Source organism: Thermostichus sp. OS-CIW-20 (assembly GCF_054061455.1).
Genome location: NZ_JBSSEF010000033.1, coordinates 15,180 through 30,720 on the forward strand (window position 1 = coordinate 15,180; position 15,541 = coordinate 30,720).

Genomic DNA, 15,541 nt, shown 5'->3' on the forward strand with positions numbered 1-15,541 from the left:
TCCCCTCCACTTAGCAACTGCTTCCGTTGTTCTGGAGCAAATCCTCCCTCCTAGATCCCCTGGACTGGGATCCCTGCGACGCTAGGCCACCCAAATTAACTAGGCAGGAGCCAGCGTCCGCCGCTTGGTAACCATCTGGTAGACCTCGATAAGGTCCCCTTCTTGCCAGGCATCGAACTTCTCGATGCCGATCCCGCACTCGAAACCGGCGGCCACCTCCCGCACGTCCTCCTTGAAGCGCTTCAGAGAATCGAGACGGCCCTGGTAGACCACCTCCCCTTTGCGGCGAACCCGCACCAGAGCGTTGCGCTGCACCTTGCCGGAGAGCACGTAGCTGCCGGCAACGGTGCCGCGGCTGATGGGGATGACTTTGCGCACTTCCGCCTGGCCCAGCGGCTCCTCCACCTCCTCCGGCTCCAGCAGGCCCTCCATCGCTGCCCGCAGATCGTCCAGCAAGTTGTAGATGATGTCGTATTCGCGCACATCCACCCCCTTGTCGTCGGCAGCCTGCCGCGCGCCGGGGGCGAAGCTGGTGTTGAAACCCAGAATAATGGCGTCGCTGGCTGCTGCCAGATCCACGTCAGTCTCGGTGATCTCCCCAGGAGCTGCTAGAAGCACTCGCAAGCGCACTTCTTCTTGCGGCAGATCCTGCAGCGCCGTCTGGATGGCCTCGGCGGATCCCTGCACGTCCGTCTTGATGATCAAGTTCAACTCCTTGAGCTGGCCTTCCTGGGCCTTGGCAGAGATGCTGCCCAAACTCACCCGCCGCGACAGCAGCGCCTGTTGCAGACGGGCTTGCCGCAGGGCTTCCGCTCGCTCCTCGGCAATCCGCCGGGCTTCTTTCTCGTCGGCGTACACCTGGAACTCATCCCCCGCTGCGGGCACCTCCTCCAGGCCCAACAGTTGCACCGCCGAAGAGGGCCCCGCTTCCTGCAGCCGTTGGCCGCGGTCGTCCATCATCGCCTTGACCCGGCCCAAGACGGCGCCGGCCACCAGGGTATCGCCCACCCGCAGGGTACCGTTTTGCACCAACAGAGTAGCCACCGGGCCGCGAGCCTTGTCCAGGTGGGCTTCGATCACGGTGCCGCGGGCAGGCCGGTTGGGGTTGGCCTGCAGCTCCGCCACATCGGCCACCAACAGGATCATCTCCAGCAGCGCGTCCAGGTTGCGGCGAGTGAGGGCGCTCACCTCCACCATGGGCGTGTCGCCGCCCCACTCCTCCGGCAACAGGCCGTGCTCTGCCAACTGCTGCTTGACGCGCTCCGGCTGGCTGCCGGGCTTGTCGATCTTGTTGATGGCCACGATGATCGGCACCTGGGCTGCGCGAGCGTGGCTGAGGGCCTCCAGCGTCTGCGGCTGCACCCCGTCGTCGGCAGCCACCACCAAAACGGCAATGTCGGTGACGCGGGCGCCGCGAGCGCGCATGGCGGTAAAGGCCTGGTGGCCGGGAGTATCCAGGAAAACAATGCGCCGCTTCTGGCCCTCAAAGTCTACGTCCACGTGGTAAGCGCCGATGCGCTGGGTGATCCCGCCGGCTTCTCGCTGGGCCACATTGGTGTGGCGGATGGCATCGAGCAGAGTGGTTTTGCCGTGATCCACGTGGCCCATGATGGTCACCACCGGCGGACGTGGCACCAGATGGTCGATGTCCTCCAGATCGAGGATCTCGGTTTTCTTGGCTTTGGGCTCTGCCTCGGGCCGACGTACTTCGTAGCCCAACTCTTTGGCCACCGACTCGGCCAGCGACTCGTCCAAAACCTGGTTGATGGTCACCCTCACTCCTTTAAAGAAGAGGGTTTTGATGATCTCGGTTTCGGCTACCCGCAGGCGGCGGGCCAATTCTTGCACGGTGAGGCTGCCCTCCAGGAGCAATACCTTCTCTTCTGGCAAGGATTCTGCTGCGGCCTCAGGAGCAGTAGCTTCGGCGGAGGCCGAGGGCCGCTGGGGGCGCTCAGCAGCCGGGCGAGGGCGAGCTGCTGCCGCGGGCGGACGATAGGAGGGGGGCTTGGCGGTGGGGCGCGCCAAGGGTTTGAGCGCGTTCAGCTCCGCCTGCTTGACGCTGGAGAGGACGGTCAAGGGATCCAAATCCAGAACGTCTCCGTCTCCTTCCTCTCTTCTGCGGCTGCGTTTGCGCTTGGCCTGGGTGCGGCCGGCCCGTCGTTCGAGGGCTTGTAGTTCCTCGTCCTCTTCTTCCACCGTCTTGCGCTTGAGTTTGGGCGCAGCAGGCCGCACGGGAGCTTCGGCCAACACCGGCGTGGGGCGTTCCTCAGGGATCCCTTCTGGCAAGCGAGGGGAAGCATCCGGCTCAGGGGGAAGAGGCTTAGCCACAGGACGGGTAGGAGGCCCTACCAATTCCAGCCGCCGCTGCGGACGAGGAGCCTCGTCAGCTTTGCCGCTGTCGGAGCTCTCTTCCTTCTTGGCCACCGGCGAGCGCGGCTCGGGACGAGTGCCAGGGCGGACAGGCGCGCCCACCAATTGCGGACGCGGGCGCTGTTCAGCTTGAGGGAGAGAAACCTTTTCCTCGACAGGAGGAGAGGTACGAGCGCCGCTGGGGGAGGGCGCCTCCGCAAGGCCAGGGCGACGGGATTCAGGGGCCCGTTGCGGCGGCTCGGGCCCAGAGGCGGCTCGTCGAGGGGGGGGGAGCACTGTCGGTCGCTTGGCCGCCGGAGCAGGGCTAGGTTCGGGGCTGCCGGCTTTGGCGGCAGCCTCAGGGCGAGTAGAAGCAGCTGCCGGCTGCGGCTCCTGGGCAGCCGGGCGCGCAGGCGGATCGACTTGCCGCCGCGGCGGGCCTATCAATTCGAGGCTGCCACCGGCAGCCCCTTTTTCAGAGGAGAGCTGGTCGGGTCGCTGCGGCGAAGGCTTGGAAGAACTGGCCTCACCAGCAGCAGCTTGCTGCTGAGCAGGAGCGGGCCGGCGAATGCCGACAATGTGCTGAGGGCGCTCACTTGCTTTGGCTTCGACGGGAGGCTGCGGTTGAGAGCTCTCAGGTTGCAGCTTGGGCCGGAGCCGGGGACGAGTCGGTTTCACAACGCGAGGTTCACTCAGTTTGCTGCGCACCAACTCGGCTTGCTCTGGAGAAATGGTGCTGCTATGGCTTTTGAAAGGGATCCCCAACTGCTCACAAACCTCCAGCACCTCGCGATTGTCACATCCCATTTCGCGGGCAATCTCGTAAAGTCGGACTTTATCGGTCATTCGTCTGCTAGCCTCTGCTCCTTGCTCCTTGTCAGTTTTACAACCCAAGTTAATACGATCCAAATCGCCAGATGGGACTGAACCTGTTGGGTGTGTGGCCACTTCCTTCGGCACAGCGAGAGCATCTCGGCGATCCTCCAAGAGCGCGGACTGGAGGGAATCCAAGTCCGAAGCTACTTTGGAAACATCCGCAGGGGACATAAAGCTAGGACAACCGGGGAAGAAACCAACATCAACAGTGCTTTTTAGAATAACCTTTCTGCGGCTCATACAGGTTGGCCGCAGCCAGTCCTCATTCTGACAGTTGAGAGGGGCTGCCGTGTAGTTCGCGACTGGATGAACCTGAAAAGGTGTTTCAATATCTTAACTTGGCCAATTCTGGAGCTGCCTAGGTTTTGTCTAAAGCGCTTGCCCCCGGGGCTGATGTTTCCGGGGGGCTCTGGGCCTCAGAATCGCGCAGCAGTTGCTGCTCCAGCAGTTGCCACAGCGAGTCGGGCACTGCTGCCTTGAGGGCTCTGCTCATCTGGTGCTTACGCCGGGCCGCCCGCAGACATTCGAGGCGGCGACAGAGGTAGGCAGAACGCCCCATGCCCTGATCCAAAAGCACCTGGTGAGTGTCGTATTGCCTAACCAGCCGCCACAACTGGGAGCGGGGAAACAGTTGGCGACAGCCGACACAGCGACGTAGCGGATCTGCCCCTGCCAAAAGACGCCATCTCGCTGAAGCACGGGAACTAGTCCAGTCTACTCCAAATGGGGCAGCCGCGACCTGAGAAACTCAAAGAAACGCTCCACCAAGTAGGGATCCCGCCAGCCCTTGGTCGTTTCTTGCCGCAGGATGTCCATGGCCTCCTGGACAGTGAAGGCTCGCTTGTAGGGCCGCTCCGAGGTAAGGGCGTCGTAGATGTCGACAATCTGAAAGACGCGGGCCACCAGGGGGATTGCTTCTCCCTTGAGGCCGTCGGGATAGCCGCTGCCGTCCCAGCGCTCGTGGTGGTGGCGGATAAGGGGCAGCACATCCCTCATGGTGCGCAAGGGGCGGCAGATTTCCTCTCCAATTAGGACGTGGGATTTCATCACCTCCCACTCTTCCGGCGTGTGCTTGCCCGTTTTGCCCAAGATGGCGTCGGGTATGCCCACTTTGCCGATGTCGTGCAGGTAACCTCCCCAGGTCAGCACCTTGATCAGGGGACGGGGTAGCTGGAGAAACTCGCCAAAGCTCTTGGCCAGGGCTGCCAGCCGCTCGCAGTGATCCCCGGTGGTCGGATCCCGGCTTTCTACACTGCGGGCAATGGCAAATAAAACCTGGGCGGCATGATCCAAGTCTTCATTGAGATGCTTCTGGCGAACGAGGGAGCGCACCCGCGCCAGCAACTCGGACTCGTCAAAGGGCTTGCTCAAGAAGTCGTCTGCCCCCGCCTCAATCCCGCGCAGGCGATTTTTGCGGTCGCTGGCCGCTGCAATCAACACCACCGGGATCAGGCGTGTCTCTTCATCAGCCTTGATGCGCCGACAGACCTCGAATCCGTCCAACCCCGGCATCATCACATCCAACAGGACCAGATCCGGCTGCAAGCTTGGCAGCATCTGCAGGGCTTGCTGGCCGTTTTCCGCCTCGCTGACGCGATAACCAATGCTCTCCAACAGATCCCCCAGCAACAGGCGACTGTGGGGCTGATCGTCCACGATGAGGAGATGGCCCGCCGGCTCCTGCTCTCCAAAAGGTGCTATCTCAGGGATCCCAACCCTCACGGGCCTCTCAGCTTGGGCGGATTGCATCTTGGTAGAGACTACTCCTAGCTCACCGCTTCCACCGTAATTTCAGCTCCCAATTGCAAGCATCCGCCTTTCCACTGAACTTGCCAGGGCCTCAAGCCGCCGCCAATCCCTTAAAACACGGGTAAATAAGGGGATTTTTTCTGTCGCAATTCCCTCGCTAGGGATCCCATTCCTCGGCCACAATGGGGATAATGGAGGTAGTCTTGGCTACGTTTTTGGCACCCGTTTTGACTTTACCATGCCGTCTTTTTCCTCTGAGTCTCTGCAGGAGCAGGTGCGCCGCATCGATGACCAGCTTTCCCGCCGATCCCTGGAGCTAGACCCGGCAGGCTACTTTGTCATCTATGTGGATCGGCAGCAGCAGCTCATTTGCGCTAAGTACTACAGCACTGTGATCAACGAGCGGGGGCTGGCCACCGACCCGGAGACTGGAGCGGTGATCCCCGCGCGGGGGCCGGTCAATCGCTCCCCGCAGCGGGTGTACGTTGGCCGGACGGCCAAAGAGTTGTGCGTCCAGATTTTTGAAAAAGAAAGCGAAAAGGTCGTCTCTCAGCTCAGCCACGCCGCCTACCTGGGGCGGGAGTTTCAGAAGGCAGAGGCGGCCCTGCTCTCTGGCGAAGAGTACGTGCAGGACTAAGACCAAGCTCGCTGCAGGAGGCCAGCCTATGGCAGAATCGAGCCAGCTTGCTGTGACCAAGGTCACAGCGGGGCAAGCTGGGCTATGGAAGACAAGGTTAAGCCGGGAACCCTTCTGCGGGGACGCTACGAAATCCTCGGCCTTCTGGGGCAAGGAGGGTTTGGGGTTACCTACAAGGCGGTGGATCGCGACACTTTCAACACTCCCTGCGTGGTCAAGCGCCTGCGCCCGCTCTCGACGGATCCCTACACCCTGGCCACGGCGCGCAAGCTGTTGGAACGGGAGGCCAAGGTTCTCAACCGGCTCAACAACTACGACCGGGTACCTCGCCTCTTGGCCCACTTCGAGCAGGATCAGGAGTTCTATTTAGTCGAGGAGTTCATTGCCGGGCACGACCTCACCCACGAGCTGGTAGACGGCAAGCCGCTCAGCGAGCCAGAGGTCGTGCAACTCCTGTGGGAAGTTCTCGAGATCCTGCGCCATGTCCACGCCCACCAGATCCTGCACCGGGACATCAAGCCGGCCAACCTGATGCGCCGCGACTTCGACGGCAAGTTGGTGTTGATTGACTTTGGGGCGGTGAAGGAGGTGGGGAGATTGGTTAGCCACGCCCCCGGTCAAACCCAGGTGGCGACGGTAATCGGCTCGGTGGGCTACATAGCCCCAGAACAGCTTGGCGGCAAGCCCCAGCCCTGCAGCGATATCTATTCGGTTGGGGTGCTGGCCATTCAGGCGCTCACCGGCCGTCCCCCCACCAAGATCCGGGACGATCCCCGCACCGGCCAGCTGCTTTGGCGGGATCTGGTGGCGCTTAGCAAGGAGCTGGCGGAGATTTTGGATCGCATGGTCTGTCCCCGCTGGCAGGAGCGCTTTCAATCGGCGGCTGAGGTGATGGAGGCGCTGCGGCCTCTCCTGCCTACCCCCACCGAAGGTGTAGCGCCTGCTCTTTCCCAGCTTTCGGTGGATCAACTCTTGGCGATGCGCTTGGTAACCCGCGGCCAGGAAAAAGCTCGCCAAGGGGATCTGCAGGGAGCAATTGCCGACTACACCCTGGCCATTCAACTGGATCCCCAGAATGGCCGCGCCTATAGCCAGCGGGGCAGTGCCCGCTACAAAAGTGGCGACTGGGCAGGAGCTGTGGAGGACTTCACCCAGGCCATTCAACTGACAGGAGACGCCCGTGCCTATGTCAACCGCGGCATCGCCCGCTACCGACTGGGGAACTATGAGGGAGCAGTTGCTGATTACACGCACGCCCTCCGTCTCGACCCTCACTGGGCCCTGGCCTACTACAGCCGCGGCAATGCCTACCGGCAGCTCGATCAGCCGCAGCAAGCCATCGAGGACTATTCCCGCGCCCTTGAGCTCAACCCCGAGGAAGTACGGGCCTACTTTAACCGCGGCGTAGTGCGCGGCCAGTTGGGAGATGCGCAAGGGGCTGTAGCCGATTTTTCCGAGGTCCTCCGACGGGATCCCCAAGATACGGAAGCTTATTTCAACCGGGGCGTAGCACGGGCGCAGTTGCTGGACTTTCAGGGAGCCATTGAGGACTATACCCAGGCGCTGCAGTTGGATCCCGGCCACCCCAAGGCCTGTTACCGCCGCGGTCTAGCCCGGCAGGCGTTGGGGGATCTGCAAGGGGCCATTACTGATTTTTCCCAGGCCATTGCGCTGAGGGCTACGCAGGGGGAGGAGCCTTCGGGAGCCGTGGCGGCAGCTCAAGCGGAGCTCTATCTGCAGCGGGCTGTGGCCTACCTGAGCAACAACGCCCTGGAGGCAGCGCTGGCTGACTGCGAACAGGCGCTCCGCCTTAATCCTGCCCTGGCGCTAGCCCATTTCTACCGGGGGCTGGCCCGCCAGGGGTTGGGGGATCCGGCAGGCGCTTTGGCCGACTTCAACCGCGCCCTGGAGTTGGATCCCCGGCTGGCCAAGGCCTACCTCAAGCGTGGGATTGCCCATCTGGAGCTGGGTCACCTGGAAGCGGCTCTGGCAGACTTGAATCAGGCCATTGCTTTAGATGCCAGCGATGTCGGCGCCCGCAGCAGCCGCGGGCAGGTTCACCGGCTTTTGGGGGATCCCTTGGCGGCCCTGCAGGACTACACGGCTGCCCTGGAGCGGGATCCCCGCAACCCGCAGCTCTACTTCGACCGCGGCCAGATCTACTTTGAGCAAGAAGATTGGGCAGCAGCCTGTGAGGATTTCTCCCAGGCGCTGCAGTGGGCAGGCCAGCCGGGGGGCCCCCATGGGCTGGATCTGATGGCTCGTATCCACTTGTACCGGGGCATGGCGCGGCAGCGGCTGGAAGACTGGCAGGGAGCGCTGGCCGATTTCACGGCCTTGATCCAAGAGCAGCCGCAGGCTTCCCAGGGATTTGCCCTGCGGGCAGCGGTACACCTAGTCTTGGGAGACGAGGAGGCAGCGTTGGCTGATCTCGACCGGGCCATAGGCTGCAACCGCGACTGGGGGCTGGCGGATGCGGCGCTGGCCTACCGGCAGCGGGGGGATCTCCACCGCCAGGCCAACCGGCTGCAGCAGGCCATTGCCGACTACACCCAGGTCCTGGCCTTGAACCCGCAGGAGCGCCACGCCCTCCTCTGGCGGGCTCTCCTTTGGGATCAGGCGGGGGAAATAGAGAGGGCCCTGGCCGATTACACCCAGCTCCTGCAACTGGAGCCAGATCCGCAGACGCGCCTCTGGGCCTTGAACAACCGCGGCTGGGCCTACGCCCAACAGGGAGATTTTGCGGCAGCTATCCGCGACTACACGCAGGTTCTCGAACGGGATCCCAGCCACATCAAAGCCCACTGCAACCGTGCCCTAGCCCGCGCTGCCGTTGGTGACTGGCAAGGAGCCTGTCAGGACTTCCAAACTGCTCTCCAGTTGCAAGGATACGAGGGTCGCCTTTGGGAAGAAGAGACTCACTCCCTAGGCAGCTCTTAGCGATCCTCTACCCTGAGCCTAACTTGCTCCCGTCGCTCCTCGAAGTCGCTCACCAGCAGCCTTACCTTGAGCTGCCATTCTCCCGCTAAGGGCAAGAGGACATCTTCCACCTCAAACTGGCCAGGTTCTCTTGGCAGCGCCTGGCGGCGCAGAGGCGGGATCCCACGTGCGGGGAGGTCAAACTCCAGGCTCAGCTCCTGGGCGGGGATCCCCTTAACTTCCACTTGGATGCGGTTGTTGCCAGGGCGGCAGGGCAGGATCTGCAGGCGGAGGCTGCCTTCCGGCCAGCTCAATGTCTCTTGGCAAGCCGGTCCCGCTCCTTGGCCAGGAGGGGCTTGGGCCACCAGAAAGCTGGTCAAGGCCAGCACCAGAACTAGCCCCACCAACTCCAGGCGGACAATTTGGCGCAGGGATCGGCCCGCCGACCAAACCCCCTCTCGCAACGCCGGCAGCAGCCGCAACTTGTTGTGGGCGCCCAAACCCACGATCATCAGCACCAGCAACAGCTTCGCCCAGAGGTACTGCCCGTGGGGGTGCTCCCAGTCCCAGCCGCGGTGGATCCCGCCCATCCCCACTCCCGCCAGCACCAGCCCCGGCACAGCCCAGGTGGCCACATCGGAAAATCGTTGGATGACACCTGCCGATTGGGAAGTCCATTCAAGGACTCCGTCCCGCTGGCGCAATCGGCTCAACAGGCGCTCCACCCCCCACAGCCCCCCCAACCAAAAAGCCGAGCCGGCCAGGTGCAGCCCCAAGAGGGCCATCGTCCCTGCTGGATACTCGCTGGTGAGGGCATGGCCGATGGGCAAAAACGACCCTATCACCGCCACCGACCCCAGGCCGTTGGCCCAGCGGGGCCCGCCCTCGCAGGCCCAGATCAGAACTCCTAGCCCCACTAGCCGCAGTGCCGTACCCCAGCCGTAGGGAGAAAGCATCACACTCAGCAGCTTTTGCCCATTGAGGTGGGGGTAAAGCTGGGCCAAGTGCAAACTGAAGGCCACCAGAGTCAAACTAAGGGTCAGCCAAGCTGCCACGAAAGCCCAGGCCTTAAAGGACTCCGTCCCGCTGGCGCGAACAGAGAGCTCTATTCCATTTGCCCCCAAAACGCTCGAACGCCCCTCCAACAGCCGCCACCAGCCCAACACCCCCACCACAAAGAGGCTGCCCAGGTAGATCCCCCAGCGCACACCTACCAGCGGCCAATATAGGGGATCCCTTTTTCGAACCTGGGCCGCCCTCACCGCTTGAACCAGCTCTGGATCTGCAGTCCCCACCTGGAAGACAAACGAGCCACTCACCGGATGGGAATCAGCGGAAATGGCCCGCCAACTGACAAGGTAAACCCCCTCTGGGATTCCCTGGGGCAAATCCCCCTGAAGCGCCTCGCCCCTGCTCACCAGGTTTTCCAGGGGCAATACCTGTCCATTTCCGTCCAAAACCTGGAGCTGCGTAAGCTGCACCGGCTCATCGAAAACCAGCCGCACTTGCGTCGGCGCTTCCTGGAGCACCGCTCCATCTTCCGGGAAAGTGGAGAGCAAGCTGGCATGGGCAAAAGCGGGCGGGATCCCAGCCGTCCACAGCAAGAGGCCGAGGATCCCAGCCCAAATCCAGGCAAAAACCCTTCTAGGGCGAGACATCCTGCCCACCAGGCCGCCTAGCGGCTGCCGTGACCATGACCCTGTCCACTACCTCCACCTGTCAGCTTCAGCAGCGGGGCCGGCTCCGGCAAGCTCTTGGGATCCTCGCCCGGCTGCGCCACCTGGATCCAGCGGTGCACACCTTTTTCGCACTCCTGGATCACCGGGATGGGGATGACCTCGCCGGGCCGATCCGGCAGCTTGGCGCGGATGCTGAACTCATCCATGAGGTCATCGGGCAGCGAGCCGCCACTCCAGATCACTTCGGCAACCGTTTCGGTGATCATCTTCCCGTGGGACTCGTATGGGGTCTTCAGCGGCCTTTTGACCGTCTCGATGTTCCACAGAGGGTGCACCATCGGCTTCACGGAAACAAATCCCTCTGGGATCTGCACCCGCAAGCGCTTGGTTGGGGAGCCATCACATCCATGGGGTACGCGAAAGGTGAGCTTGGTGTAGCTGCCTGCCGGGGCTTCTTGGGGATGGACGGTAACATGAGCCCAGGCAGAAGAAAGAGGCAAAAAGCTCATACCCAAAGCCAGCAGAGATTTTCTGGCTAGAGCTAAGTAACTTTGCAGACCCATTTCCAATCTCCTTTTTTTCCAATTTCTTTAGTTTTCCAATTTCTTCAGGGATGGCGATGGGATCCGTGGGATTCGGTTACGCTCATGCTGTGCTGACCCCAACTGGAGAGGCCCATGGACACCAGGCCGGCGCTGGCCAGGCCCATCGACACCAGCCCAAAAGAGAGGGCGCCCATCGCCACCAGGCCAATGGAGAGAATGCCGTGGGTCACCACGCCTATGGCCACCACCCCGTGGGCGGAGATGCCGACGGCCACCAAACCATGCGCCCCCACACCAACCGACAAGATTTTGCGGCGGGATCCCTGTGCTCCACAGCCCTGCTCCTGCGGCACCGGGGCGACAGAATTTTTCGGAGCCAAGGTCAGATCTTGAGTCCTCTCCTGAGCCATCAGCCTTTGCTCCAGTTGTGCTCAGCCCGGTCGAGAACATAGGCGGCCACGGCTTCGATTTCTTCTGGTTTGAGGAGCTTGCCAAAAGCGGGCATGGCCCCTTTGCCGTTGCGCACCTGGGCTTGGATCAGCTCAGGGGTATCCACGTGGTACTCGTGCAGGGCAGCCAGGGAAAGGTTTTTCGCCGCCACCAGAGTGTTGCGACCGTTCAAGTGACAGCCCACACACTTGGCCTGAAAGACCTTGGCACCCAAAGCCAAATCCGGTTCCGCAGAAGCCACCTGCGGGCCCCAGAAGACGGCGGCGCCGACCAGCAAAAGGAGCAAGAAAAACTTGATGATCCGCATTTTCCTCTCAACAATCTGCAAAAAACCGCTCATGGAAAAATCCAGCTTTTGAAGCTAGACCATTATCTCCACTAGGTCAGGTTAGGTCAAAAGACAGCCTGTCAACTCCCCTGCAGGTACCATAGGGTGCAGGATCCCCAGGGCCATGAGCAGTCTGCCGCCGGAGTTCATCCAGTTGGTGCGCCAGAAGGCCGACATCGTCGAGGTGGTGGCCGAAAAGGTGGTGTTGCGCAAGCAGGGCAAGAATTTCGTCGGCCTCTGCCCTTTCCACAACGACCACAAGCCCAGCTTTCAGGTCAGCCCCAGCAAGCAGATCTACAAGTGCTTTGCCTGCGGGGCGGGGGGAGATGTCATCCGCTTTGTCAGCCAGATAGAGGGCCTTTCCTTTGCCGAGGCGGTGCGCCACCTGGCCCGCCGCTACCATGTGCCGGAGCCCAAGGGATCCCTCTCCCAGGACTACGAGCGCCAACTCTCCCACCGGGAAAAGCTGCTGGAGATTTTGGCCCTGGCTGCCGATTTCTATCGGCATGCTCTCCGCTCCCAGATAGGATCCGCCGCCCGCCAGTACCTGCACAGCCGCCGCCTGAGCGAAGAGACCTTGCAAAAATTTCAAATCGGCTTTGCTCCCCCCGGCTGGCACTCGCTCTACGAGTACCTGGTCAACCAAAAGCGCCAGCCGGTCAAACTTCTAGAAGAAGCCGGCTTGCTGGTGCCGCGCCAGCAGGGATCCGGCCATTACGACCGCTTCCGCAACCGCATCATGCTGCCCATTTTGGATTTGCAGGGGCGGGTCATTGGCTTTGCCGGCAGAGCCCTGGGAGAGGAGCAGCCCAAGTACCTCAACTCCCCGGAAACGGAACTTTTCAACAAGGGCCAGGTGGTCTATGGTCTCAACTTTGCCCGCGAGGCCATTGCCAAAGCCGACCAAGTCTTGGTGGTGGAAGGCTATTTCGATGTCATCGCCCTGCACCAAGCCGGCATCGCCTATGCCGTAGCCGCGATGGGCACAGCCTTGACGCCGCACCAGGTCAAGACTCTGCTGCGCTATACCCAGTCCAAGCGGCTGATTCTCAACTTCGATGCCGACCGCGCTGGGTTGAATGCCGCCAAGCGGGCCATCGAGGCCATTGAAGAGCAGGCGCGGCGGGGGGAAATCGAGCTGCGCATCCTCACCCTTCCTGCCGGGAAAGATGCCGACGAGTTCCTGCGGCAGCACTCGGTCTCCGCATTTGAGGCCCTGCTGGCTCAGGCTCCCCTGTGGCTAGATTGGCAAATTGACCAGGTGCTGGCCGGTCGGGATCTCGCTCAAGGTGCCGATTTCCAACAGGCCTATCAAGCGCTGGTGCAACTGCTGGCCGGTCTAGGTGGACAATGGCGCTCCTTGTATATCCACAAAGTGGCGGAATTGCTCAGCCGGGGCAACGCTCGCCTCTGCCGCGATCTGGAAGAGGACCTGCGCCGGGCCGTGCGCCAGTACCGCTGGTCCAAACCCCGGCAACTTGCTGCCCCCAAGGGATGCAAACTTTTGCAATCGGAGTCCCACCTTCTGCAGATCTTTTTGCACTTTGCCGAGTACCGCCGCGAGATCCGCCAAACCTTGATGGAGCGGGAGCTGCAGTTTAGCTTCCGTCCCCACCGGGAGCTGTGGCAGCGGATCTTGGAGCTGCTCTCGGCCCAGCCGGAGCTGGAAGACCAGGGAGAGGGTCTCCTGACCGCCCTGCGCACCCTCTGCGCCCAAGACGAGGACCTCAACGAGCGCCTCAGCCACCTGCTCTGGCTGGACGAAAATACCCGTGTGGCCCTGATGCGTCCGCGCCTGGTGGTGCGGGCTGCCTTGGCCAACATGGAGTTGGAAATTCGCCAGAAGCGCTACCGCTACTGGACGCAGCTCTGGGATCAGGCCTTTTCCGAGGGCAACACCGCTCTGGCTGCCCAGTACCAGGCCAGCATTCAACAGGAATATCAGGCTATTCAGGCCTTGCAGCGCCAGGTGCAACTCAACCTGGAAGACCTGCTGGAGGCACCGCTGGCTGAAGACTAGGGGGGCTCTTCTCCCTAAGGGAGCGGGGCAGGGGGTGAGGGCCCAGCAAAGCGCGCTGGCGAGAGGCTGGGGAGCCACTCATCCTCTTGTCCATAGGCCTGCTGGGCAAAGCGGCGAGCCAGGGCCGGCAGGATGGCCAAAGGGCTGCTGAAGCCGGAGAAGAGCTGCAGCCCTTCCCAGCCGGGCAGGGATCCCACCAAAGGCTGGTGATCGGCGCTGAAGGCCACCAAGCAGTGATACCACCGCCCAGGCAGGCGGGCCACCTGAGGCAGGTAGCGACCGGCCTGTTCCCGGATCTGGGCTTCGCTGGCAGCGGCATCTACCTCGGCCATGGGATCCGTCAGCACCCGACTAATCTGCCCCAGGCGAAGGCTGCCGTCGAGAAACTGCACGATCCCGACATCCAGGATGGGCGGGCAGAGCTCCTGTCCCGGCTGGTCCCAGAGGGGATCCCGGTCGGGGCGGCCAGCTTGCCGCTCCAGCTCCAAACGCTGCACGGGCGCGCCCATGACGATGGCTCTCAACCGCACCTCCGCAGGATCCAGCTCCAGGGATTCGGCGTGGGTGAAGTAGATAGGAGCCCAGATCCCGGCCTGGCGCAACAAAGCCCGTGTCCAGCCGCCGGCGCACACCACCACCTGAGCCGCTCCGCAGAAGTCGGTATCCGTCTCCACGCCCGTAATGCGCCGGCCCTGGCGCCGCAAGGCCCTTACGGTTTGCAAGAGCAGGGATCCCCCTAGGCGTTGGAAAGCCTTCTGAAAAGCCAGCGTCGTCAACCAGGGGTGGATGTGGCCATGCCGCGCCCAGAGTACACCCTCGAGGGCGGCAGGGTTTAAAAGCGGCTCTAGCTCACAGGCCGCCTCTACAGAAATTCGCTGCGGTGGGATGCGACAGTCGGCCAGATCGGCTTCCACTGCCTCCATCCTGTAGCCAGGGGCAACGGGCATGAGCAGATCCAGCTCGCGAAATTGAAGATCCGCCTCCAGCTCCTCTGACAGGGTGCGGTAGCGCTGGATCCCTTCTTCCCCCAGGGCTTTGAGCAGGGGGGTTTTCCCGGCCCAATGGGCCAGGCCACCGTAGCTGTAGCGAGTGGCACTGGACGGCAGCGCTTCCTTCTCAACGAGGAGAACGGATCCCCCCTGGCGGGCCAGCTCGTAGCTCAAGGCTGCCCCCGTGATCCCGCCGCCGACGACGATCCAATCGTAGTTGGCCATGCTGCGGCCCTGAAACCTATCTTGCGGCAGAGTGGCTCTTTCAGGGTAGCAAGCACAGCAGAACCTAAGCCGTGGCGGATACCAGCTGAGGCGGAACCCACAGAGAGCCTCCCTGAGTCCTGATCGAGTGTTCCCGCCGAAGTCGAATGGCGTTCTCTGGCGTTCATCGTGATCGATAGCGTAGCAAGGGTGAAGATATGAACGAACTACTGCAAACCATCAACCGCAGTCTTCTAGAGATGGCGTTCGGGCCGTGCGGCGCCTGGCGGGATCCGCAGCCAACCGGTGGATCCCCAGCCCTTCCCTACAAATGCTGCTGGTGCAAGTCAGCCAAGTGGGTGCTTGGGTGGCAGGGATCCTGGCAGCCAGCGTGGTGGCTTTCCCAGATCTGCGCCTGGGAGATCTGATCGGGCTGTTGGGGTTAGGGTCGGTGGCCATCGGTTTTGCTTTTCAAGATATTTTCAAGAACTTCCTGGCGGGCGTGCTGCTGCTTTTGAACGAGCCTTTTCAACTCAATGACCAGATTGTCGTCGGGGATTTTGAAGGTACAGTTGAGGAAATCAGCATTCGCTGATACATTTACGCTGAACACTGCTGAGCATTACTGCTCAGCGGTGAAGCGATAGCATTCTGTCCGTTTCCGTTGTTACTACGCGATGCTGACGCGACCGCGTTAGCGAGACGGAGTCCAAACAGAAAGGCGGTATCCCGCAAAGCCCTGAGCATAACGCCCAGAGCGCCTTGCCAATCTCGTGGTAGCCTATGGTTGCACTTT

Annotated in this window: 11 protein-coding genes and 2 pseudogenes; 4 read left to right on the top strand and 9 right to left on the bottom strand. The window is 62.1% G+C overall.

Going from position 1 to position 15,541, the window contains the following annotated elements; all coding sequences use genetic code 11:
• Window positions 1–99 precede the first annotated feature (99 nt).
• The 3 genes from infB to ACVWXC_RS10975 all read right to left on the bottom strand — a co-directional run bounded on the left by infB (window position 100) and on the right by ACVWXC_RS10975 (window position 4,974).
• Window positions 100–3,195, bottom strand: coding sequence for a translation initiation factor IF-2 (gene infB / locus ACVWXC_RS10965; protein WP_457392713.1), 3,096 nt, complete (start codon window positions 3,193–3,195; stop codon window positions 100–102).
• Window positions 3,196–3,583: 388 nt separating this feature from the next.
• Entirely contained in the window at window positions 3,584–3,901 is a 318-nt protein-coding gene (locus ACVWXC_RS10970; protein WP_099812864.1) for a YlxR family protein, read from the bottom strand.
• Window positions 3,902–3,939: 38 nt separating this feature from the next.
• Entirely contained in the window at window positions 3,940–4,974 is a 1,035-nt protein-coding gene (locus ACVWXC_RS10975; RefSeq protein WP_099812865.1) for an HD-GYP domain-containing protein, read from the bottom strand.
• A gap of 238 nt (window positions 4,975–5,212) precedes the next feature.
• Here ACVWXC_RS10975 and ACVWXC_RS10980 point away from each other — a divergent pair, with 238 nt between their 5' ends.
• Together ACVWXC_RS10980 and ACVWXC_RS10985 are read left to right on the top strand one after the other, a co-directional pair.
• On the top strand, window positions 5,213–5,611 hold the full coding sequence (locus ACVWXC_RS10980) for a DUF4346 domain-containing protein (protein WP_099812866.1): 399 nt from the start codon (window positions 5,213–5,215) through the stop codon (window positions 5,609–5,611).
• Window positions 5,612–5,695: 84 nt separating this feature from the next.
• Window positions 5,696–8,551, top strand: a complete 2,856-nt coding sequence (locus ACVWXC_RS10985) for a tetratricopeptide repeat protein (protein WP_457392715.1) — start codon at window positions 5,696–5,698, stop codon at window positions 8,549–8,551.
• Here the strand turns inward: ACVWXC_RS10985 and ACVWXC_RS10990 are convergent.
• From ACVWXC_RS10990 to ACVWXC_RS11005, 4 genes are all read right to left on the bottom strand, one after another.
• On the bottom strand, window positions 8,548–10,188 hold the full coding sequence (locus ACVWXC_RS10990; protein ID WP_457392717.1) for a copper resistance CopC/CopD family protein: 1,641 nt from the start codon (window positions 10,186–10,188) through the stop codon (window positions 8,548–8,550). The genes ACVWXC_RS10985 and ACVWXC_RS10990 overlap by 4 nt on opposite strands.
• Before the next feature lie 17 nt (window positions 10,189–10,205).
• The gene (locus tag ACVWXC_RS10995) at window positions 10,206–10,718 is read right to left on the bottom strand and encodes a YcnI family protein (RefSeq protein WP_457392719.1); all 513 of its coding nucleotides are present in this window, start codon (window positions 10,716–10,718) and stop codon (window positions 10,206–10,208) included.
• A 98-nt stretch (window positions 10,719–10,816) separates the two neighbouring features.
• Window positions 10,817–11,164 carry a hypothetical protein gene (locus ACVWXC_RS11000; protein WP_011431131.1) on the bottom strand — a complete coding sequence of 116 codons (348 nt, stop codon included), beginning with the start codon at window positions 11,162–11,164 and terminating at the stop codon, window positions 10,817–10,819.
• Window positions 11,164–11,511: a c-type cytochrome gene (locus ACVWXC_RS11005; RefSeq protein WP_011431130.1), complete on the bottom strand. Its 348-nt coding sequence runs from the start codon at window positions 11,509–11,511 to the stop codon at window positions 11,164–11,166. Before ACVWXC_RS11005 ends, ACVWXC_RS11000 begins: the two co-directional genes overlap by 1 nt.
• A gap of 145 nt (window positions 11,512–11,656) precedes the next feature.
• Here ACVWXC_RS11005 and dnaG point away from each other — a divergent pair, with 145 nt between their 5' ends.
• Window positions 11,657–13,552: a DNA primase gene (dnaG, locus tag ACVWXC_RS11010; RefSeq protein WP_457392723.1), complete on the top strand. Its 1,896-nt coding sequence runs from the start codon at window positions 11,657–11,659 to the stop codon at window positions 13,550–13,552.
• 14 nt (window positions 13,553–13,566) lie between these two features.
• Here dnaG and ACVWXC_RS11015 read toward each other — a convergent pair whose 3' ends face one another.
• Complete coding sequence (locus ACVWXC_RS11015) at window positions 13,567–14,766, bottom strand: NAD(P)/FAD-dependent oxidoreductase (protein WP_099812872.1); 1,200 nt, start codon at window positions 14,764–14,766, stop codon at window positions 13,567–13,569.
• Window positions 14,767–15,013: 247 nt separating this feature from the next.
• Here ACVWXC_RS11015 and ACVWXC_RS11020 point away from each other — a divergent pair.
• A pseudogene (locus tag ACVWXC_RS11020) lies at window positions 15,014–15,337 on the top strand (mechanosensitive ion channel domain-containing protein); the annotation flags it as partial.
• An 8-nt stretch (window positions 15,338–15,345) separates the two neighbouring features.
• Here the strand turns inward: ACVWXC_RS11020 and ACVWXC_RS11025 are convergent.
• Window positions 15,346–15,541: pseudogene (locus tag ACVWXC_RS11025) on the bottom strand (RNA-guided endonuclease InsQ/TnpB family protein); the annotation flags it as partial.